The organism is Pseudoalteromonas sp. TAE79 (assembly GCF_000498015.1).
Taxonomy (GTDB): domain Bacteria; phylum Pseudomonadota; class Gammaproteobacteria; order Enterobacterales; family Alteromonadaceae; genus Pseudoalteromonas.
This window is the reverse complement of the sequence record NZ_AUTL01000103.1, coordinates 13825-36499: the sequence shown is the minus strand read 5'-3', so window position 1 is coordinate 36499 and position 22675 is coordinate 13825. Positions and strand designations below refer to the sequence as shown.

The 22675-nt window shown below is 35.8% G+C and carries 20 protein-coding genes and 3 pseudogenes; 9 read left to right on the top strand and 14 right to left on the bottom strand.

The annotated features are described in order from the left end of the window. Nucleotides 1–42 precede the first annotated feature (42 nt). From L655_RS0105740 to L655_RS0105730, 3 genes are read left to right on the top strand one after another with little or no spacing between them, the layout of a single operon-like run. Entirely contained in the window at nt 43–900 is an 858-nt protein-coding gene (locus L655_RS0105740) for a 6-carboxytetrahydropterin synthase (protein WP_024597965.1), read from the top strand. After that, nucleotides 893–1711 carry a M23 family metallopeptidase gene (locus L655_RS0105735; RefSeq protein WP_024604397.1) on the top strand — a complete coding sequence of 273 codons (819 nt, stop codon included), beginning with the start codon at nt 893–895 and terminating at the stop codon, nt 1709–1711. Before L655_RS0105740 ends, L655_RS0105735 begins: the two co-directional genes overlap by 8 nt. A gap of 5 nt (nt 1712–1716) precedes the next feature. Next, nucleotides 1717–2160 (top strand): acyl-CoA thioesterase, encoded by a 444-nt coding sequence (locus tag L655_RS0105730; RefSeq protein WP_024604396.1) that lies wholly within the window; start codon nt 1717–1719, stop codon nt 2158–2160. 259 nt (nt 2161–2419) lie between these two features. Here the strand turns inward: L655_RS0105730 and L655_RS0105725 are convergent, their stop codons facing one another. The 5 genes from L655_RS0105725 to L655_RS0105705 are packed head-to-tail and all read right to left on the bottom strand — an operon-like array spanning nt 2420 to nt 8016. Then, entirely contained in the window at nt 2420–3742 is a 1323-nt protein-coding gene (locus L655_RS0105725; protein ID WP_024604395.1) for a Na+/H+ antiporter family protein, read from the bottom strand. 8 nt (nt 3743–3750) lie between these two features. Beyond that, nucleotides 3751–5721, bottom strand: a complete 1971-nt coding sequence (locus L655_RS0105720; RefSeq protein WP_024604394.1) for a DUF3488 and transglutaminase-like domain-containing protein — start codon at nt 5719–5721, stop codon at nt 3751–3753. Next, nucleotides 5721–6707 (bottom strand): DUF58 domain-containing protein, encoded by a 987-nt coding sequence (locus tag L655_RS0105715; protein WP_024604393.1) that lies wholly within the window; start codon nt 6705–6707, stop codon nt 5721–5723. The genes L655_RS0105720 and L655_RS0105715 overlap by 1 nt, the downstream gene beginning before the upstream one ends. A 6-nt stretch (nt 6708–6713) precedes the next feature. Then, nucleotides 6714–7619, bottom strand: a complete 906-nt coding sequence (locus L655_RS0105710; RefSeq protein WP_024604392.1) for a MoxR family ATPase — start codon at nt 7617–7619, stop codon at nt 6714–6716. Nucleotides 7620–7632: 13 nt separating this feature from the next. Then, nucleotides 7633–8016: a response regulator gene (locus L655_RS0105705; RefSeq protein WP_002960883.1), complete on the bottom strand. Its 384-nt coding sequence runs from the start codon at nt 8014–8016 to the stop codon at nt 7633–7635. Between the two features lie 529 nt (nt 8017–8545). Here L655_RS0105705 and L655_RS0105695 point away from each other — a divergent pair. The 5 genes and pseudogenes from L655_RS0105695 to L655_RS0105675 all read left to right on the top strand — a co-directional run. After that, nucleotides 8546–8872 (top strand): annotated as a pseudogene (locus L655_RS0105695) (hypothetical protein); the annotation flags it as partial. 32 nt (nt 8873–8904) lie between these two features. Further along, nucleotides 8905–9688, top strand: a pseudogene (locus tag L655_RS01000000125165) (sugar ABC transporter permease). Nucleotides 9689–9690: 2 nt separating this feature from the next. Next, nucleotides 9691–10521: a carbohydrate ABC transporter permease gene (locus L655_RS0105685; protein ID WP_024604390.1), complete on the top strand. Its 831-nt coding sequence runs from the start codon at nt 9691–9693 to the stop codon at nt 10519–10521. A gap of 10 nt (nt 10522–10531) precedes the next feature. Next, nucleotides 10532–11533: an ABC transporter ATP-binding protein gene (locus L655_RS0105680; protein WP_024604389.1), complete on the top strand. Its 1002-nt coding sequence runs from the start codon at nt 10532–10534 to the stop codon at nt 11531–11533. A gap of 248 nt (nt 11534–11781) precedes the next feature. Beyond that, on the top strand, nt 11782–12741 hold the full coding sequence (locus tag L655_RS0105675) for a sugar-binding transcriptional regulator (RefSeq protein WP_002960874.1): 960 nt from the start codon (nt 11782–11784) through the stop codon (nt 12739–12741). Between the two features lie 420 nt (nt 12742–13161). Here L655_RS0105675 and L655_RS01000000125160 read toward each other — a convergent pair. The 8 genes and pseudogenes from L655_RS01000000125160 to L655_RS0105635 all read right to left on the bottom strand — a co-directional run bounded on the left by L655_RS01000000125160 (nt 13162) and on the right by L655_RS0105635 (nt 20183). Further along, nucleotides 13162–13961, bottom strand: a pseudogene (locus tag L655_RS01000000125160) (alpha/beta hydrolase). Between the two features lie 389 nt (nt 13962–14350). Beyond that, on the bottom strand, nt 14351–14779 hold the full coding sequence (locus L655_RS0105665) for a response regulator (protein WP_024604388.1): 429 nt from the start codon (nt 14777–14779) through the stop codon (nt 14351–14353). Nucleotides 14780–14875: 96 nt separating this feature from the next. After that, nucleotides 14876–16009 (bottom strand): response regulator, encoded by a 1134-nt coding sequence (locus L655_RS1000000127870; protein WP_241764451.1) that lies wholly within the window; start codon nt 16007–16009, stop codon nt 14876–14878. Further along, nucleotides 15978–17762: a hypothetical protein gene (locus L655_RS1000000127865; protein ID WP_029751616.1), complete on the bottom strand. Its 1785-nt coding sequence runs from the start codon at nt 17760–17762 to the stop codon at nt 15978–15980. Before L655_RS1000000127865 ends, L655_RS1000000127870 begins: the two co-directional genes overlap by 32 nt. Before the next feature lie 252 nt (nt 17763–18014). After that, the gene (locus tag L655_RS0105650) at nt 18015–18332 is read right to left on the bottom strand and encodes a pilus assembly protein N-terminal domain-containing protein (RefSeq protein WP_024599105.1); all 318 of its coding nucleotides are present in this window, start codon (nt 18330–18332) and stop codon (nt 18015–18017) included. Nucleotides 18333–18544: 212 nt separating this feature from the next. After that, nucleotides 18545–19117, bottom strand: coding sequence for a tRNA-(ms[2]io[6]A)-hydroxylase (locus L655_RS0105645; RefSeq protein WP_024604387.1), 573 nt, complete (start codon nt 19115–19117; stop codon nt 18545–18547). A 47-nt stretch (nt 19118–19164) separates the two neighbouring features. Then, nucleotides 19165–19797 carry a sulfotransferase gene (locus tag L655_RS0105640; RefSeq protein WP_024604386.1) on the bottom strand — a complete coding sequence of 211 codons (633 nt, stop codon included), beginning with the start codon at nt 19795–19797 and terminating at the stop codon, nt 19165–19167. 14 nt (nt 19798–19811) lie between these two features. Further along, complete coding sequence (locus L655_RS0105635; protein WP_024604385.1) at nt 19812–20183, bottom strand: MAPEG family protein; 372 nt, start codon at nt 20181–20183, stop codon at nt 19812–19814. A 151-nt stretch (nt 20184–20334) separates the two neighbouring features. Between L655_RS0105635 and L655_RS0105630 the strand changes: the two genes are divergently transcribed. Next, nucleotides 20335–21681, top strand: coding sequence for a DUF2254 domain-containing protein (locus L655_RS0105630; RefSeq protein ID WP_024604384.1), 1347 nt, complete (start codon nt 20335–20337; stop codon nt 21679–21681). Between the two features lie 134 nt (nt 21682–21815). Here the strand turns inward: L655_RS0105630 and L655_RS0105625 are convergent, their stop codons facing one another. Next, on the bottom strand, nt 21816–22541 hold the full coding sequence (locus L655_RS0105625; protein ID WP_024604383.1) for an SIMPL domain-containing protein: 726 nt from the start codon (nt 22539–22541) through the stop codon (nt 21816–21818). Between the last annotated feature and the right edge of the window lie 134 nt (nt 22542–22675).

Here is a 22675-nt window from a genome sequence, read left to right as displayed (position 1 = left end):
ATTATAATTGGCACTGTCTTATAACCAGTCTAAAGGAAGTTTATGATCCTTTTTGTTAACTCACTAACTGTGATTGATTTTTCTTACTTATGTAACAAACGCGGCGCCGTTGGCGAGAGCTGGATTGTTGATTTAACTTTGCACGGTAAACTTAACGAAGAGTCTATGGTTTTAGACTTTGGTTTAGTTAAAAAGCAAATTAAAGGCATTATAGATGAGTGTATTGATCACCGATTAGCAATTCCTACGGGCCTTAATGGCACTGTATCTGAATTTGACGAGCATAAAACACTCGACTGTACATTTGGTGAAAACAACCACTTGGCTATGAGTGCTCCTCATCAAGCTTATTGCATGATTAACGCAAACGAAGTCACTGTTGAATCGGTAACTGAATTTTTAATTGCGACTATTTTACCAAAGCTACCAGATAACATAGAAAAAATTGAGTTGTCTCTTAAGCCTGAGCACAGCCAGAGCTTTTACTATCATTACAGCCATGGCCTTAAAAAGCATGACGGTAATTGCCAACGTATTATTCATGGGCATCGTTCTCAAATTGGTATTAGCCTAGACGGCATCTCTATGCCGCGCTTGCAAAAAGAATGGTCTCAAAAGTGGGAAGATATTTACTTAGCGACTAGTGAAGATCAAATTAACGCACCTGATTTAAAACACCTAACAGCCAAAGCGGATGATGTATGTTTTGCTTACACATCGGCACAAGGCTATTTTGAAATGGCTATAAGCGAGTCTCGTTGCGACATTTTACCAGTAGACACCACTGTAGAATGTATTGCTGAACATGTAGCTGGCCAAATTAAAGCCCAATACCCAGAAAAAGCAGTAAAAGTTACCGCTTATGAAGGTGTTGGAAAAGGATCGATTAGTTATGTTTAAAACACTTTTAGCAACAGCGCTTGTTGCCTCTGCTAGTTTTAGTGCTATGGCGCTTGAGTTAAAAGGGCATTTAACTCAGGGCGGTTTAGTTACTGGAAAGTTAGAAAATGTTAAATCAGTAAGCTTGGATGGCAAAGACTTAAAAATTTCAGCAAATGGTGATTTTGTATTTGGCTTTGGTCGTGACGCTGATACTACTCATACTTTAAAATGGGTAGATAACAATGGTAAATCGCATTCTCAGCCAATAGCTATCACTAAGCGCGAATATAAAATTGATAAAATTACCGGCGTAGCTAAAAAATATGTCTCTCCGCCAAAAGAAGTTAGTGCGCGTATAAGCCGCGAAGCAGTTGCGGTACGAAAAGCCAGAGAAGTAGAGTCTGATTTATTGTACTTTTTAGATCCTGTTTTAAAGCCTGCAGAAGGGCGCATATCGGGTGTTTATGGTAGTCAGCGCTATTTTAATGGCGAGCCTCGTCGTCCGCACTTTGGCTTAGATATTGCGAATAAAACAGGCTCACCTGTTTACGCGCCTATTAGTGGTACCGTGGTATTTGCTGAACCTGATTTATACTACTCTGGCGGTACATTAATTATTGATCATGGCCATGGTATTACCTCAACTTACATTCACTTAAGTAAGCTTGATGTAAAAGTGGGTGATAAAATTGAGCAAGGTAACAAAGTGGCTGAAATTGGTGCAACAGGGCGTGTAACGGGTCCTCACCTAGATTGGCGTTTTAACTGGAAAGGCGAACGCCTTGATCCTGCATTACTAATGCAAGATACATCAGCAAACAAAAAGTAGAAACTATGACTGACGTAAATCGCGATGCAATAATTGCTCAGCGTATTGAAGACTCAACCACATCGGTAACTAAAACAGTGTTTCCAGGGCGCACCAATCATCACAATACATTATTTGGTGGTGATGCACTGGCGTGGATGGATGAAGTTGCATTTATAGCGGCGACTCGTTTTTGTCGTAAGCCTTTGGTTACTATATCCTCTGATAGAGTTGATTTTAAAGAAGCGATACCAGCAGGTACGTTTGCAGAGTTAATAGCTAAAGTAGTGCATGTAGGTAACACCAGCTTAAAAGTTGATGTAGATATACTCTTAGAAACTATGCACAGAGACGATAAGCACTCGGCTATTAGTGGTAGCTTTACGTTTGTTGCAGTTGATGATAACCACAGACCAACACCGGTAGTATGCGATAAAATGATTTATGGTTTTGACGAATTAAAGCTTTAAATACAAGATAGAGTAAAGTTATATGAGCACCTTAATAGGTGCTTATATAAAAACGCATAAAGAACACATCATACTAAATATTCATAAAGTATAACCTCAAAAACAGAGTTAGTATTAACTAAAAGAAAGTAATCAAACTGGGGGGGATTGATAGGGGTGAGAGTTGTTGGATTTGGATACTAAAAAGGTATGCTTTTAACATACCTTTTTGGTTATATTTAGCTTTTAATTACATTTATTAAACTTACATAAATACTTTTTAAAGTACCATTGCTGCAATCCAGCCAAATATAAGCAGTGGAATGTTAAAGTGAATAAACGTTGGAATAACAGAGTCTCTAATGTGGTCGTGCTGGCCGTCGGCATTTAAACCCGATGTTGGGCCAAGCGTTGAATCTGAAGCAGGAGAGCCTGCATCACCTAGAGCGCCCGCAGTACCAACAAGCGCAGCGGTAGCCATAACAGAAAAGCCAAGGTCTAAACATAGAGGTACAAACAAAGTTGCAATAATAGGCACTGTTGAAAACGAACTACCAATTCCCATTGTAATTAATAAACCAACTAACAAAATAACACCGGCGGCCAAAGGTTTATTACCATCAAAAAGTGCCGCTGTGCTGTGTACTAAGCTCGCTACATCGCCAGTGGCCTGCATAACCGATGCAAAACCTTGTGCCGATATCATAATAAAGCCAATCATGGCCATCATCGCAACGCCTTTACTAAATACGTCGCCGTTTTCTTCCCACTTAACTACACCAAAAACACTAAATATCATTACACCTACTAAGCCACCTAAAATCATTGAGCCACTTAGGTTTTGTGCGACAAGTGAGGCAAGTACTGCAAAAAGCCCGACAATCATTACTTTTCTAGAGTTTTCGACTTCAGCCGATTTACTAACAGTTGTTAATGGGAGCTCGGTGTATTCGCGGCGTTTTTTGTAGGTAATAAATACCGCAATAAGCAATCCAATAAACATACCTAATGCAGGAATTATCATCGCCACAGGGACTTGGGTATTTACAATGTCTAGGCCGTTATCAACTAGGTTTTTGTGCAAAATAGAATATAAGTAAATACCCCCAAAACCATAAGGAAGCACCATGTAAGACGTTGCTAATCCAAATGTTAAAATACACGCTATAGCACGTCTGTCTAACCTTAACTGATTAAAAACAACGAGTAACGGCGGGATCAAAATAGGAATAAACGCTATGTGTACAGGGACTAAGTTTTGCGAAGAAATTGCACAACCTAAAATAATTACTAAAATGAAGTAACTTAAAAATGTTTCATTACCGCTGCCTTTTGCATTTACTTTAGCAAGTAGCTTATCAGCGAGAATACGTGTTAAACCCGACTTAGAAATAGCAACGGCAAACGCGCCGAGCATAGCATAACTTAGTGCAATTTCAGCTCCAGCTGAAAGGCCAGAATTAAACGCATCAACACTTTCTTTTATGCCCAAGCCTGCAGTAAGACCTGCAACTAACGCGCTTATGATCATGGCAACAATGACGTTAACGCGAGCCAGAGATAGCCCGAGCATTAAAATAACGCCTATAACAACAGCATTCATAGTATTCTCTATTTGGAAATTTTAATTAATTTTATCAGATCTTTAGCCTGAGTTTTACGCTCTTTCGTAAAAGGTTTTTTACCATAGCGTACTTGGTTAAATAACTGCCTAAAAGTGTTTATAGATTGTGCAGAATGAGGAAGTTGACCAGCAAAAAAGTCTAATTGCTGACTCGGTGTTAAATTATCGGGTGTATTTATTTTTTGTTTTTTAGCCCATGCTTTTACTTCATAAAACTCTTTAACCATAGGCGCTAATTTAGCTGGGCGTTTTGGTAAGTTTAAATAGATAAAATAACCTATAAAACAAAAACCAGCTGTTAGTAAAACCATTAATGGTACAAGCCAAATATTTTTACTACCAAAAATTGATTTTAAAAAATCATTTTGTTTTTCTTCGTCAAAACCAAGTACCCAGCTAGACCATTGATAATCGAGGTTTTCAAGTTCCAACCTTAACCAATTAATAGCGGGGAAATTACTTAAACTCACTAAACCAAAATCAAGGTTACTTTTAAATTCGTCATTCAGCTCTTCGTTTTGAGAAAGTGAGCCATTTAAACGCTCTGGTGCAACAACGGCGGTTGCATCAAAAATAACCCAACCTTCGTTTTGTAAATATACTTCTACCCAAGCGTGTGCGTCGTATTGGCGAACAGTGAGCGTATTATTATCTTGATTTAATTCGCCACCTAAATAGCCACTTACTAGTCGAGCGGGTATACCTGCGGTTCTAAAAATGTACGCAGCGGCACTGGCATAGTGGCCACAAAAGCCACGTTGATTATCAAATAAAAATTGATCTATGGTGTTATCGCCGCTCATAGGAGTGGGTGTTAATGTGTAAGTAAATCCCGTACCTGAAAAGTACTGTAATAAGCTATTGTAAAAATCGCGGTCAGAGTGTGTATTTTGCTTTAAGCTTTTAGCAAGTGATGATGTTTTTACATTCTTTTTATTGGAGAGGTATTTGTAGCGTTTTTCTTCAAATTCGCCAAGCGGTAAAGCTGTGAAGTTAAAGCTATTTACATCGTATTGTAAGTTTTTAGCTTGGCGACTTTTTTTACGCAATAAACCTAGCGAATTACCTTCAACATTTGGTGAGTTACTACTGGAATACGCTAAACCATAGAGCCATTTTTGTGTAGCAGGCTCTGCAATAACTGAGTAGCTTGCAATAAGTTGCTCATCATTTTCGCTCTGCGTATTTGTTTTTACATTATTATATTTTAAAAAGTCAGACGTAAGCCACGCATTACCATTAAACTCATCATGGACTATTGCTCGCCAATAATAAGGCGCTACAGGTTTTTCTTCGTTAAATTTAGCTCTAAACACAAGTTCATCTGAGTTTGAAAGCTTTGCAATATCGAATGGATCGACTTGTTCAGAAAGCCCTGTTTTAGCAAGCTTAGGCCCAGGAAGCTGCCAAAAGGCGGGCATTTTTGGCAAAAAAAGCAGTAAAAATATAGCTAAAGGAAGCGCTAAAAGTAGCAGTTTACCGCTTTGTTTAGAGGCTATTTTTAAATTATGTTTGGACTCGAGTAAGCCAAGTACTGCAAAGTTTAATATGTATAAACCACTTACAGTTAAAGTTGTTAAAATGCTTTGGTTAAATAAATACACCGATGAGAGTGAAAAAAACGTAAGCGTTGTAATTACATGATAGTGTTTTTTGGTTTTAGCCTGTAGCAGTTTAAATAAACTAGCAAGTAGCAGCATGGCCACAAATAAAATAACCGTATCCGACATGCCTACTGTGTAGAGCATTAAACCCAGTGACACACCTGCGAGTATATTTGCCAGCCAAGCATTTGGCTTTGGTTTATTACTCAGCGTTATGTAAAAGTTCCATGCACAAATAAGTGAAAGTACACCTACAAAAACAAGCGGTAAATGTGATACAAAAAATACAATCAAACATGCATATATAAAAGACAGCGAATAATTTATTACTTTTTCGTTTTTAAGTATGTCCATTACACATCACCATTAAATGAGCATAATACTTCTAAGCATTGCTGCTTATGATGCTGTCCGGTATTTGTATTTATTGTTTTATTCGGTAGCTTTAACATAAAAGGGGTGTTTTTCTCGGTTGCTTCACACACTAAAAAGCATAACTGGCTTAACCGTTGTTCTGTATCTCCATTCATTAACGTAAAATCGAAGAGTGCATTTGCTGTTTTAAAGTCTACAAACTCTTTAACTAACAACTGCTGTGTTTTTGCGTAATGCTTCCACGACACTCTTTGCAAGCCCATCTCAGGTAAGTGTGGGATAAGAGACTCAAACTCTTCGCTACCAGATTGTGTAGAAATACCTTTATCGGCTTGCTCATCAAGCATAGAAACATGCGCGTCACAGTGAACCTGTTCAAGCGACGGGTATACAAATACATCTTGTTGTAATTGAATGTAGCTCCAAACAGTTATCAAACCAAAGGGATAGTTACTCGCTATTTTAATACGTTGCACTGAGTACTTACCGCGTGAGCTGTAGGGTAAGTTGAGTGTAAGTAACTGAGGTTTACTATCAACTTGGCCGGTATGTTTGTGAGTTTGCTCACTACCTTGATATGTTAAATTAATAGATTGGGTAACAGAAGGGCTTTGTAATTCAAATATAATACTCGGTTTTTGAGGAGCGTAGCTGTTAAATGCATCTTTAAATTTAACTGTTAAGCCTTTAGCGTTACTGTAGCCCATTAATACAGCAATAATCATTACCACAAACATAAGATAAGACATTATTAAAATTAAATTATTTTGATAATTAATGCCCATCACAAAGTTTAAAATAGCTACAACTATAAAATACCAACCAAGGGATGATGGCAATACATAAATTGTTCTGTGTTCAAGTGTAATTGAGTTTTTTAAATGTTTATTTTTTAATAACTTATTAAATACACTTTGCTTAAATGACTTAAATAAAGAAGGGCGCTTAGCTGTTTTTTTTGGCATAAAAGTTTATACCGGAACTAATACGTTTTTTAAAATATCGTTTACTTGTGCTTCACCTGACTCATTATGCAAACCTAATCGATGCTGACACACACTTACAAATACGGCTTGAACATCTTCTGGCATTACAAAATCACGACCATCAATAAAGGCCCACGACCTAGCTGCTTTAGCCAAAGCCATACTAGCACGAGGTGATAACGATGATGCAAAAGCGTTGCTTGTGCGTGTGTAATTAACAAGCTCTATAATGTAGTCAATAACCGGGCTACTTAAAGAAATTTGGCTTATCTGAGTTTGAATTGCCGCTAACTCTTGTTGGTTAATACGCTTAGGTAATTGGCTGTAATCTCGTTTTTGCATATTCAAAATTAAGCGTTTTTCGGCTTCTTTAGGTGGAAAACCTAAGCTAATGCGCATTAAAAATCGGTCTAATTGCGACTCAGGTAACGGGTAGGTACCTGATTGGTAAAGCGGGTTTTGTGTTGCAATCACAAAAAATGGATTTGGCAGCGTATATTTTTTTCCATCAACTGTTACTTGTTGCTCTTCCATTGCTTCAAGCAACGCACTTTGTGTTTTGGGCCCTGCGCGGTTTATTTCATCAGCTAAAACAACTTGGCTAAAAATAGGGCCTTTATGAAACGTAAAACTGTGCTCGGTAGAGTTAAATACATTAGTACCCAGAATATCAGCAGGGAGAAGATCACTGGTAAACTGTATACGCTGATACGATAAACCTAACACAGCTGACAATGCATGAGAAAGAGTGGTTTTTCCCATGCCAGGCAAATCTTCAATGAGTAAATGCCCTTCGCTAAATAAGCATGTAAGTGCCAGTTTTATTTGTTGTTGTTTACCAAATATAACACTCGAAAGATCGTCTATAATCGCAGTAACAGTACTATGCATGCTAACCTTATTATTATTCTATTATTTCAAGACGCTTCATTACAGTGTCTACTTTTTTTGTATTAAAAGGTTTTGCAATAAAACCTTTAGCGCCCATTTCCCACGTGTTTTGTACGTTTTCGAGACTATTGTGGCCCGAACACATAACAACATGAGTGTGCGGGTAAGCACTATTAATGTATTCCAATATCTCTGCACCGTTAGAGTCTGGTAAATCTACATCTACAAATATAACGCCTGGCGGTTTATTGTCCATAATAGGTTTGGCAGAGCTAAAATCAGCACTTTCTAATATATCTTCAAACCCTAAGTCAGTTAAAATTTGGTTTAGATAATCACGAATTTCCTTAACGTCATCAATAATGAGGATGGGCTCTAGCGGGCGAACAAATTCCATATGTAGGTTACTTCTATTTTGAATACATCTAAGTGCTTTAATACTAAGCTAACCCCATCATAAGCTCAAGAACGTTACTTAAAAAACACCAATAAATAAACTGTTTATAGGTTTGCCCAACAACGTATTTTTAAAGGATTATCTGCTCTCATATCTTCTACTAACTTATATTTTCATTAATTGTAATGAACAATAATGACGTATTCATAAGAAATTCCTTAATCCAATACATCATTCCATCAAAATTTGATGTAACAAATTTGCTACTTAACTTATTGATTCAAAAATATTTACATATGAATTCGATTTTTTGTAAACGTTTTGTAATAAAAAATCGTTGACCTTCTAAATTCATTCTGTGATTATGCTCAGCAGATGGGCTTATGCTCACAAGTGCAGTTTCATTAACCACTTAATGTTTTGCTCAGTCAGCCTCATCTATACACACTGAATTAATACCAATTTCATTAAATGAAAATGCAATTTAATAAAGTTGGCATCACACACCACACTAAATAAAGAGCTTATTATGTTGAATAATAAAAAGACTAAATTTGCAATTTCTCTCATAGCGGCAGCTATGGCTACATCGGCTCCAGCACAGGCTGATATTTCTGAATATTTAGATCGCGTTGACGTAGACTTTTTACTAATGCAAAACCTTCAGTCAATTCAGGCTAAAGAGGGTGCATTTCGTCCAGAAGATGAAGAACAAGAATCAGGATTTGGGCGTATTAGAGCAAATCTAATGCTTAAATTTCATATTAACGAGTTCATTACTGCCGATATAGATATTGCAGAAGAGCCTAATGACTTTGGTGGTGAAGATCGTGACTTTTCATTTCACAACGATTTTTATTACTTGCTTGGATGATAGTTCCGCTGTGTATGACACTGTATTTTTCATTTATTGATTACAACTTACTCGTTCCAGGGGGTAAAGAGTTTGTAGGCTTTTTAAACTATGAGTTTTTTCTAACTGATCCGGCTTTTTTTGAATCATTTTTTAACACGCTTTACCTAGTAACTGGGGGTTTTACTTATCACTATTTGTGGTGGTATTGGCTTAGCTATTTTACTAGACCAAGCAATATGGGGACGAAATTACGTTCGCATTATGGTACTAGCCCCATTTTTTGTAATGCCAACTGTGTCGGCATTGGTATGGAAAAACATGCTAATGAACCCAGTTAATGGCTTATTTGCACATTTCGCGATTTGGCTTGGCTTTGAACCTATCGACTTTTTTGCTCAAATGCCGTTATTTTCAATCATCATAATTGTGTCTTGGCAGTGGTTACCATTTGCAGCATTAATACTGCTAACAGCAATACAGTCATTAGACCGTGAACAATTAGAAGCGGCTGATTTAGACGGAGCTGGGCAACATAGTAAGTTTTTTTACATCGTTTTGCCGCACTTATCGCGCGCTGTAACCGCTGTTATTTTAATCGAAACTATATTTTTATTGTCAATCTTTGCTGAAATATTAGTTACAACCAGCGGTGGTCCTGGTTATTCGTCGACCAATATAACGTACTTAATTTACACGCAATCACTACTTCAATTTGATGTAGGTGGCGGTTCGGCAGGGGGCATAGTTGCAGTAATAATTGCAAATATTGTCGCTATATTTTTAATGCGCTTAATTGGCAAAAACTTGGAGGGTTAATTATGACTATAAAAGATAGCCGTCGTTCCAAACTAATTTATACCATAGCTGCATGGACAATAAGCGGCATGATTTTCTTTCCAATTTTATGGACGTTAATCACCAGCTTTAAAACGGAAGCTGAAGCAATTTCAGCAAGTCCAAGCTTATATGCATTCGATTGGACACTCGAAAACTACCGCGATGTACTGTCGCGTTCGCCATACTTTAACCATTTTTGGAACTCTGTAGTTATATCGCTAGGTTCAAGTTTGCTGGGTTTATTAATTTCTGTGCCTGCTGCTTGGTCTATGGCTTTTGTACAAACTAAAAAAACAAAGCATTTATTAATGTGGATGCTTTCTACCAAAATGTTACCGCCAGTAGGGGTACTTATTCCGATTTATTTATTGTTTCGAGACTTCGCATTACTCGATACAAAATTAGGTTTAGTAATTGTAATGACACTTATTAACTTACCAATAATGGTATGGATGCTGTACACCTACTTTAGAGAAATACCAAAAGAAATACTTGAAGCTTCACGTATGGATGGCGCAACAATTGGAGAAGAAATATTTCATTTTTTATTACCAATAGCCTTACCGGGTATAGCCTCAACGCTATTGTTAAATGTTATTTTGTCGTGGAACGAAGCATTTTGGACACTTATTTTAACCGCTGCAAATGCTGCACCTTTAACGGCATTTATTGCCAGTTACTCAAGCCCTGAGGGGTTATTTTACGCTAAGTTATCGGCAGCATCTGCCATGGCCATTGTGCCAATTTTAATACTTGGTTGGTTTAGTCAAAAACAATTAGTGCGTGGATTAAGTTTCGGCGCAGTAAAATAGGAGAATACACATGGGCAGCATCACACTAAAACAAGTCACTAAAAACTTTGATGAAGTTAACGTAATTAAACCACTCGACTTAGAAATTAAAGACGGTGAGTTTATCGTATTTGTTGGGCCATCAGGCTGTGGTAAATCTACATTACTTCGTATGATCGCAGGGCTTGAAGATACCACCAGTGGTAATATAGAAATTGACGGCATTGACGCTACAAAAACACCACCTGCAAAAAGAAGCTTAGCAATGGTGTTTCAATCCTACGCGTTATATCCGCATATGACCGTGCGTAACAATATTGCTTTTCCTTTAAAAAGAGCCAAAGTTAGCCCTGCAGAAATCGAAAGTAAAATTGCTAACGCCGCTAAAATTCTTAATTTGACCGATTATTTAGAACGAAAGCCAGGGCAATTATCGGGCGGTCAGCGCCAGCGTGTAGCGATAGGGCGCGCAATTGTTCGTCAGCCTTCGGCATTTTTATTTGATGAACCGCTTTCAAATCTTGATGCGTCACTACGTGTAAATATGCGTTTAGAAATATCTGAATTACATAAAAGTTTAGTTACAACAATGATTTATGTTACGCACGATCAGGTTGAAGCTATGACAATGGCAGATAGAATCGCGGTATTTAATGCCGGTATTATTGAACAGGTAGGCACACCTTTAGAGCTTTATAAAAATCCTGTAAACAAATTTGTAGCTGGTTTTATTGGTTCGCCAAAAATGAATTTTATAGATGCTCCACAAAATGAAGATGCGAATGTTAGCTGTATTGGTATACGACCAGAGCATATAACACTCTCTACTGAGCAAGGTACTTGGGCTGGAACTGTAGGTGTAATTGAGCATTTAGGATCGGAGAGCTTTTTACATATAAATATTGAAGGCAAAGGGACCGTAACAGTAAAAGCAGATGGTGATTGTCCGTTAAAATATGGCGATAGTATTTACCTAAGCGCACCGGCTGATAAAGTATTAAAGTTTGATAATAACGGTTTAACAATTCTCTAGAGCCAATCTTTAATTACCTTAAATAGCACCTTTATAAAGGTGCTATTAACTAAATTCTAATTACATAATCCTATGAAACCTAGGTATTTTTTATTAAGGAATGGTATATTTACAACTATAAATAACAAAAACGTTATTGATAAATAGATACTTCAAAATTAATAAAATAATTTATATAGCAGCATATATAATTAAAATTATGTAATAAAAATAAGGACTTAGTTTTCCTTCTATTTTAAGAGGTTTACGTGGTAAAGCTATCAAATACAGAAATTAGAAAGCTAGATGATGCAGCCAGAGCAGGGTGGTTATATTATGTTGGCGGTAACACACAAGATGAAATTGCTAAAAAACTAAATATATCTCGTCAATCTGCACAAAGAATGGTCGCATTATCTGTGAGCCAAGGATTAATTAAAGTTAGACTTGACCACCCGATTGCCAAATGTATGGATTTAGCTGAAAAATTAAAAAGCCGTTTTGGGTTAGATTCGTGTGAAGTTGTACCGAGCGATCCATCTGAACCTTCATCTACATTAGGTTTGGCTCAAGCTGGCGCGGCAGAAATAGAACGTCATCTAAAATCAGAACAACCCAAAGTACTTGCTATGGGAACCGGTCGAGTTTTACGTTCATGTGTGGATGAGCTAAGAACTGTTGATTGTCCGCAACATAAAATTGTAGCCATGCTAGGTAATATGGCTTTGGATGGATCGGCTTCACCTTATGATGTTGTAGTAAGAATGGCCGAACACACTAATGCAAAACATTATCCAATGCCATTGCCAGTTTTACCAAGAAGCATTGAAGAAAAAGAACAGTTACACGCACAACAAAATATTACCGGTAATTTAAAACTCGCTAAAGATGCCGATGTAACATTTGTGGGTATTGGTAGCTTAGGTGAAAAGTCGCCATTACATATAGATGGTTTTATTGATGCGCAAGAACTTAAAGAGCTACAAGATCTTGGTGCTGTTGGTGAAATGATTAGTTGGGTGTTTGATAAAAACGGTAAGCTTTTAGATTGCACAGTTAATCAGCGTGTAGCAAGTACGCCATTAAAAACAAATGCTAACAAACAGATTTATGCGATAGCTGCTGGTGAAGAAAAAGTGTTAGCCATTTTGGGCGCAGTAAGGTCAAACATGATCAGTGGATTAATTACTAACGAATATACAGCTGAGCGTTTACTTAGTATTGATTAAACAAATTGATAAATAAAGTATCTGTATTAGTAATACTAGTTATTGTAATAAAAACACTTAATGTCCGATACCGTCTAGTATTGGACATAGCAAGGGCGCATTTAAGCGCTCTTTCTATATATACATTAACTACCTATAATTTATATTATGTTAAATAGGGTAAATAAATACATAACTAAGTTACTCACCTTCATGAATTAACGTATAAACGCGATATTTTGACTATTTAATAAGCATTAACCTACTTATTTTAAAAATTAATGTTTTGCCTCTTTTCGCTATTTGTTACTTAAACATATAAAAATACCGCTTGGTTATTAATATAATCAAGCGGTATTACACTGATTGCCTATTCGCTACTTTATGCAATAAAACTTAACATATTGAAATAAATAGATTTTAAATTATCCTAGTAATTCACTAGAATAATTTATCATTCATAAAATCACTAATAAGCTCAGACACTTTATCTGGATGTTCATCAATAACCCAATGTGCGGCTTTATCTATTCAAACCAATGACGAATTTGGAATTGCTTCTTCTAACATTGGTGCATACTTTGGCTTTTGAAATTTGTCTTCTTTACCCCATATTATGAGTGTTTCATGAGGTAAGCTTTTAAGATCGCCTGTAATAGCTTCGGTATATTCTTTATTGAGCCTGCGCATGTTACTAAATAAAGCGGCTTTTCCTTTTTCATTACTCCATGGTGTTAAGTATATTTTCATCAACTCTTCAGTCATTACGTTCGAGTCGTAAACACCTTTGGGCATGAAATCTCTTAATGTATCAACAAATTCATCTACAGATGTTTTTTCTTCTACGCCTGGTTCTAGTAAAGGTTCAAATTCTGGTATTGGCCAAGAATCAAAACATACACTATCAAGTAAAACCAACCCGTTTACTTTATCCGGATGATTTACAGCCATTAATTGAGCAACACCACCACCAATATCATGTGCAGCAATATTAACTTTAGAAATACCGAGCTCTTCTATAAACTTACACATTATTCTACATTGCGCATTTATAGATACATCAGTGTTACTTGGCATATCTGGTGCTATTACCCGATATTTTGATGCAAGTTTGGCATCACATTTCGCCATAAAAATTTATTAGTCGGAATACCGTGTATCAATAATAAAGGTGTACCTTGTCCCATTTCTTGATAAGCAATTTGATGACCTTCTACTGTAACGTACTGTGTTTTGCTCATGCTTGTGCCTCGTTAACTTTAAAAATTATAATATTTCGTGAACTATAAAATTGGAATATAACCTTATAAAGCAAATTCCATCCCAAGATGAGTATTTTTTAGTTATTCAAAAATTATAATAATTTAAAGTCAAACCCAAACCCAAACCCTTGTAATACTTGGGCTCTAGGCTAAGTAAGTTTATTTGTTTTTTATTATTATAGAGTTTGATAATTGTGATTGTTAAACCACTTTATGAAGTGTGAAGCGTTTGCTCTTAAATATGCAACAATTACAAAAGCGAAGTTGCTACTAATTTGAAGAAATTATTCTTATTAAATAGTTTTTAGTAAGTAATAAGTAATAAGTAATAAGTAATAAACAGCGAACCGCCCTACTATTGCTATTAATCACTTTAAGAAAGATCTAATATTTTCAATTAATACACCTTGCTTAACTGGCTTTAATAACAAACCATTAAACCCAAGCTTTATATATTTATTATTACTATTTTCGTTTTCACTAAATGTATGCGCAATAATTTTCGTTGCTGATGCATCAGCGTGCTTTCTTATTTTTAGCATTGCGTCGGTGCCCGTAAACTGTGGCATGACTATGTCCATTAAAATAATATCGTAAATATTTTGAGAAACCATTAATAGCGCCTCTATTGCACTGGATGCAAAATCTATTAATATGTTTTCTTCTTTAAGCATTTTTCTTATTACAATTTCTATTAGTAAATCATCATCGACTAAAAGCAGTCGTGTAGTTTTATTTATAGGTTTTACTGTATTAAATCCGATAACTTCCATCGTATCTTCAATCGTTTTTTTCATTTTTTACCTCGAATATATTACGCTATATGTAACACCAACCGGCATTAATATTTTATCGTTACATAAAATCTACATTAAGGCGGTTGGTATAGCGGCCTATCTTTTTAAAATACGTGCTATTTGGTTTATTAATATGCCTTGTTTTACAGGTTTTAATAGCATGTCATCAAAGCCCTGGTTTACATATTTAGATTCTGGATCGGGTGTCGATGTATGTGCAATTATTTTAGTTTTAGAATTATCACTGTGTTTTTTAATTTTTAACATAGCATCAGTTCCTGATAATTCTGGCATTACTATGTCCATTAAAATAATGTCGTAACTGTTTTGAGATACCATTAACATTGCTTCTATAGCACTGCGCGCGTAATCTATTTTAATGCTCTCATTTTTTAGCATTGCCCTAATAACAATTTCAACCAGTGGATCGTCATCAACCAGTAATAGCGTGTTTTGTTCTTCATTAGTTAATGGATTAATATTTACTAAATCGGTAGTTATTAATGGACTGTTTAATACTTCTTGTTCATCATCTTTGTTTTGTTTACTCGCTAGGTTTACCAACATAGAAAGTGATATCGTCGTTTTATTTGCATTACTGCTAATAATTATCGCTTTCCCACCAAGCATTTTAAATATCGAGATAAAAAACTTTAACTCTAATGATAAGTCTTTATCATCTATAAAGCGTGTTATATTATCACCCGAAATGCTTTTAAGTTCAGTTATAAAATGGTTAGTGTTGATTAAATTACTTAATGAAAAGTCGAGGTTTAAGTAATTACGAGTACTTTCTTTTTTAATCTGAGCGTCAATTGAAAGCGTTGTATTACTTGATGAATCCAAAACCTCAGTAACTAACTGAATAACCAGTTGAGAAATTAACTTTTCATCGCTTGCTACCGTTAACTCTGATGTAATATTATTTTTCAAAACTATTTTATTATTTTCAGCCTCTTTCGTTAAAATTGACATGTTATTATTGATCAGTTTCTTTAGATTTACGTTTTTGGCTTGAAGCTTTAACTTACCTATCTCTGATTTATTTATATTTACGAGCTGTTGAATCACACTTTCAAGCTGGTCGCACACATCAGAAATATTCCCTACATTGTTTTTAAATTCGTTAAAGCTTATAGGATCTTTTGATATTTCAATTAATGACTTTAAAGATGATAAAGGCGTTTTTAATTGACGGCTAAGCCTTGAAACAAATAAGCCTTGAAACAAATTTTTCTTTTAATTGATTTGTCTGTTTTGATTTTTCAAGAACATCAGCGAGTAAACATTCTTTTTGATGTGCCTCTGTATCATCTCTAAAGTAGCAAACGAAACCATTAAAATCTGTATGTCTTTGTAATACAGTTATCCACTTCCCGTCTGTAAAACCTATATCTATTAATTGGTTACGATCATCATCAAGCTTATGATGTTCATGGTAGTGATTTATAATATTATTCTGCTGCGCAATACTTACCAGCTGGCTATACGATAGCTGACTATTTTGTTTATTCACTTGTGCAAATAAAAGGTTAAATGCATTGTTGGTGATCACAGGAAATTCGTGGCTATTAAAAATAGCAAACCCATGCGGCAGTGCATCAAGAGAACTTGAAAAAAGCTCTTCTCTATTGAGTATTAACTGATTTTTTTGTTTTATTTCGTTGTGTAAACGTCTTGGCAAACGTAAAAAATAATACACAAAGGCAAATACACAAAAAGAGATTAACCCTAATCTAATTAAACTATATTTAGTTATTTGTGGGCGTACTATTTTATTCATAGGTTGCACATGTAAGCGCCATGTAGGTGGAAAACGACTACTTAAAGCGCTAATACTATTTTTAATTATACTCGGGCTAACTTCTCCTTGTTTTCCTAAAGTAAACTGTGGTGTTACTATAAAAACGTTATAATTTTCAGTGTTTAATTTGCCAATAACGGCTTTTAAAAACTTACTTAAATCAAATGCTGTAAGTGTATAAATAGAGCCTTGTTTAATTTTTATTTCAGAAATTAAGAAGGCCGTATCTGCAACAGTAAATACTTCTACTGCTTGTTTATTCGCTCTATTATTGAATTTTTCTAACCAGTTTTTAAATCCATACGCGGCTAAATCAAAATTATTTTTTGACCAAAGTGCAAGTTGGTTATACTCAGAATCAAACACAATATACCCTTTATAAGTTAAGCTTTGTGAAACCTGACTCTGTACTAAATCATTAAGCTGCTCTTTTGTATAGCTATTTTGGCTTTGTAAAAAGCCTGCGATAACTAAATCTTTTTGCGATATATATAATCCTTGATTATCAAATCGCTCTAAAGCATTAAATAACGTTTTACGTAATTGCTGAGTTTGTTCATTGTAATTACTTTGCAGCTCCTTTTTTTCTATAGTATAAAGCAGTAATGCAGTGAATGAGCATAATACTAATGCAATTAAGAATGCCACGGGCGCTAAACTAAATACATGAATATACTTTTCCCCATAATTTTTTTTCACAGGATTAGTACTTTGATTACTTACTGAATCTGAATTTTTATTTAACTGTGTCTGCAATAATTGAGCAAATGAAATAAACTGATTTTTTTGTGAACCTATTAATGTTTTAGGTGCTAAATCAGCCATCAGCACTACGCCAATTAATTTATTAGTGACACTATAAATTGGATATTGTGCATAAAAGCGAATTAATTTGTGCGTGTTGTTTGATACATCATCAAAAAAAGTATCTTCAAATAAATATAGTTTTTCTTGTGTGCAGCGTTGTTGATAGCTTAATAACTCATTTTCGACACTTTCTTTATCGTTGCAGGTTATTAACTGCTCTGAATAAACCTCTCTAAAATCGATAAATTTAACAATTGGAACATCATAAAACTGTTTTAGTAGCGTTAGCGTTTCTTTAATTTCTGTTGATATTTCATCAGTTGGTGTATCTGCTAAATTAGCATGTGAGGTAAATATATTTGAGGCGTTCATTGACGTTCTCCTTCCCCTTTTGGGGGAGTATGTATCCACGTTGTCCTGTTTTGGCCGCTATGTACTGGCAGTAAAACTTTAAATGGTGGCGTTAAACTACTAAGAGCAGGTTCGCCTGTGGTGATATTAATTACTTGTTCTGCATTAACTAAATTAAGTGATGTTTTGCAATATGTAATACCTGGCTCAATCCCTATTAAGCTCAGTGTTTCACTAATGATAAGGTTATTTACTAAATCGATACCGACCAGCTCAAATGTGGTTTGTAAAATAGTGAAATGTTTCCGAGCTTTTATCGTCGTACCACACCATCATAGATGTACGGCCCAACTTTTTAGCTAAAATTAGTAGCTCGCGACCATTAACCACGTTCACATCAAGCGTTGTTTCGTGGCCAAGTGCTATACGCGAAATATCACGGGTAAAAACAAAGCGAGTATGTGTCCATTTAACTAAGTGTGATACTTTTTGTACCCGCTCACCATTTGCATTTTCTATATAATCTAAATGACTTTCACTGCCTATGGCGCTAAAAGATATTAGTAATAGTATAAAAGTAAATTTTAACATAAGCCTTTCCCTCAATTTGCTTAATATATAGGTAGCAAGTATGAGACCAAGGGTTTTTATTTTTATTATCAGTAGATTGAAGTTTATAAATGTGGTTTTTATTATTTTGATTCGCAAATTGCAAATCAATAATTCATGAAGGGTTTAACCAAGAAATGAGAGTAGAGGCAGGTGGCGCAAAGCGAATAAAATAGGCTCTGCGCTAGTTTTAGTTAATGCAAAGCGGCTGTAAACGGGATGCTTTCACAGATTTTAGCTTCAGCTATAAGCAGCTCTTCTAGGCGAACATCAACTTCTTCTTTTTCAAAGTATTCGTAAGCTAGTTCTACAAATAGGTTTTTATGTTTTTCTTCTGACTTAGCAATAGCAACATAAAAATCTTTTTCTTTACCCTCAGGAAGTGCTTGTGCAACTAAAGAAAAACGCTCGTGGCCACGTGCTTCAATTACACCGCCAACCAGTAATCGGTCCATTAAAAAACCATCACGACCATGTCTAAACAGTGCACGTATTTGTTTTATGTACGGGTCTTTTTTGTCGTCACCTAAGTTTACATCTCGCTCTAAAAGCAATCTAAGTACTTGTTTAAAGTGTATTAATTCTTCTAGCGCTAAGTCGGTCATAGCTTTTACTAATTTACGTTTGTCTGGATAATGCGAAAGCATAGACATAGCCATACCCGATGCTTTTTTTTCCGCAGCGGCGTGATCTTGTAAAAAAGTATTAAAGTCAGCAAGGACAACTTCGGTCCATTCAAATGGGGTGTGGTATTTTAATTCAAACATGTTCTGTACAACTTAAATAATAATGCGGGGATTTTAACGTATTTGATTTAAAAAATCTTGTAAGGCAGTAATTTATCTATGCGCCCTTTAGCCGTAGACTCAACTTTTAACGGGTGTTTAATATCGTTCCATGCGGTGACTTTTCCGCCCACATTCATTTTTTCAAAATCAGTTTTATCACTTTCTAACCCTAAAAAATTACACAACTTTTTGTAACTATTAGGCTTTGCTATATCAATGGATAAAAAATCGTCGTCACGGTTATTAAAGTACGTTTGAGCATCATTAAAATGTGTATCATAACAGTCTGCTAAGTAACTATCGTCGCTAATATTATCAAGCGAAAGCTCACTAAACGTATTTAAATAACAGCGTTTTATATGAATATTAAAGCCCCCGTCTGCACGGGTTAAATTAGTGTGCATACGCGTTAAAAGCTGCTTTATTGAAGGTAGCCATGCACTCAATTCGCGCTCTAAATAAATAAACTTAGAGTCTGGGTAATGAATATCAAGTGCTTTAAAGTCGTTAAATATGGGAGTGTCGGCAATCGCGTTAGCATTTTCAAAACAAGCATTAGTATACGCGGTATGCGCCGTTGTAATGCCGAGCTCTAAAAATGCGTGGCACACACTGGTTGTGCCGGTACGCGGTAAACCTATTATAAATATTTTGCTCATTAGCTTTTCTTTAATTAGCCACGTGTTACTAGCAATAAAAAGGCGCTAACAATAATCACCAAAAATGTAGCAATAGTACCAATTTGGCGATATTTCAGACTTTTTTCTACTATGCCTAAATTTTGAAATACACGCCCTATTAATAACGCACCACCTAATATATGGCAGTAATGGCTAGCAAGTCCTTGGTACTCTGCCAAAAAGAGTAAAATTAAAGCAATTGGCACGTATTCCATAAAGTTAGCGTGGGCACGTACAGCACGTTGCAGCGTTGCGTTACCGTTATCACCAAGTGATATCTGCTCAGCGCGGCGCACTTTTATTACGTTAAAGCTCAAATAAATGTAAAAGAAGGCAAGTAATGCAGCATAAGTTGAAATGATCACGGCGTTTTCCTGTTATTTTTATCGCATAAGCATGCGCTTTATTATTGTGGGCGTGATAATAACATATAAATTTGAGCAGCATTATCAGAAGTTTAATAAATGCCTATGCTAAGCTAGGGTATTAAGTAAGTAGAAATTACATAAGGATTTTATGTTTGTACCTCGCAAAGTAGCCGACAGTTACCGTGAAATGATTAACAGTATTGGCTTTTACCCTTCGATGCTTTCAGTGGGCTTTTTAGCATTTGCCATTATTACTATGTCGGTTGAATATTTAGCGCCTATTGAGCAGCTAAAATCGTTTATATCGGTTGTACTTGTTGATAGCGCTGAAAACGCACGTACTATTTTAAGCACCTTAGCGGGGAGTATTATTTCGCTTACCGTGTTTAGTTTTTCAATGGTAATGGTCGTTTTAAATTCGGCCAGTGCGAGTTTATCGCCCCGCGTAGTACCTGGGCTTATTACGCGTAAATCACATCAAATGGTTTTGGGCTTTTATTTAGGCAGCATAATTTACTCAATTATTATGCTTATAAATATTAATAAACTTGAAGGTGGCAGTACGGCTATTCCTTCAATTGGTGTGTTATTCGCACTTGTTTTTGGATTGATTTCATTAGGTTTATTTGTATTTTTTATACATTCAATCTCTCGTGCTATTCAGGTTGATAACGTATTAAATGGCTTGTTTAGCCAAACTAAAAACGAAATTAAAACAATAATACAAAGACAACAAGAGAACCCACTTGAAGACTTTCCAGACTTTAGCAAGTGGCATTCGGTTAGCAGTAAAACGGAAGGGTATTATAAAGGCGTACATATCGATAAGCTGTGTGCCATTTTGGCAGAGCAAGATATAAAGGTGTATATCTCTGTTAACCAAGGCTATTTTACAGTTAAAGGTTACCCGTTTTTAAAATGTAATAAAGATATAGCAAACGATGAAGAGTTGATAAATAAAATTCTCGACTGCTTTATTTTTTATATAGAAGAGTACATTAGCGATCATTACCGTTATGGGTTAACGCAAATATCTGAGATTGCAGTTAAGGCAATGAGCCCGGGCATAAACGATCCTGGTACTGCGGTTAAATCAATTGATATGCTGAGTATTTTACTTATTCAACGACTTTCAATTAACGATATTAACTACTCGTTTAAGCACAGTGATAATGCCCCATTGTTGTACCTTCACGAAACAAGCTTTGATGAGTTATTACACGACAACTTTACACCGCTGCGTAATTACGCCAAAGGCGATGCATACGTAATGACAAACGTGCTTGAGGCATTTAAAAATATTTTGTTTGTTGCCCATAAAGATACCGATGCACGCAACAGTTTATTTAATTATTTAAATGCGATTGTTGATGACATAAATGAACATGTAACTAATGAATACGACAGACGCGAAGTGACTAATATGCTCAACTCAATAGCGCGTATTAGCCAAGAGCAAGGTGAGAAGTTGGTGGCACGTTTTGAGCACCACTAGGGCGTGTTGAATTATTTGGATTGAAATTTGTTCAATCTAGGGGCGATTAAATCGCGGCGCGAGGTTTGTAACCTAGTGGGCTAAGTAAAAACCGAGCAACATAGAGTTAATCGTCCCTAGGAAGAACCTATATTTTAATCTATGTAGTACACAGCATAGCTTGAGGCTGTTACTTTAATCTCTCCAGCATGGTAGGCATCAGGTACATAGTTACTTGGTGCGCTATCAGCCATCATTACTTTTTCTGCGCGCATATAAGGCTGCGACTGCACATTGAGTGGACTTAGTGACGCGCTGTATAATCCTTTTAAATCAACGTCATAATCTTCACTAAACTCTTTTGCAGCATCCCGTGCGTCTTTAATTGCTAACTTTTGCGCTTTTTTATGCAGCTCGTTGTAGTTGCTTGCTAAAAATTGCGTTTGATTAATTTCGTTAATACCGTTGTTAACTAAGCTTTGTAGTAACTCAGGGTATTTATTTATATCGCTGAGTTTTACTGTTAACGTACGAGAAACCTTAAAGCCTTTAAATTCTTGATTACCGGTAGTGCGGTTATATTGGCTATCACGGTTTATTGAGATTTGCCCGGCGTTTATATCTCCCTCTTTAACACCAATTTCTTTTACGAGCTTAATTGCTTTAGCGATGGTCAAGTCGGTTTTATTTTTAGCAGCAATTAAGTCTTTATCAACTTCGGTAATACCTACGCTAAGCTGCACGTAATCTGGCATTGTGGTAAGAGTCGCTTCGCCCTTAACATAAATATGAGGAGCATCGGGAGTTGCAGCCGCCAGTGCATCAAAACTAAGTACGTTAAAAGCCAGTGCACTACCTAAAACAAGAGTCAGTGTTTTCATTAAGTCGATCCTTTAATTATGTAAAAGCAAGTAAACACCGTACGTGGTTAATTAAATATGAACAAGCACAAAAAAACAGGCAATTGCCTGTTTTTTGTTAAGCGTTGTAACTAATGCTATTACGCCATTTACTT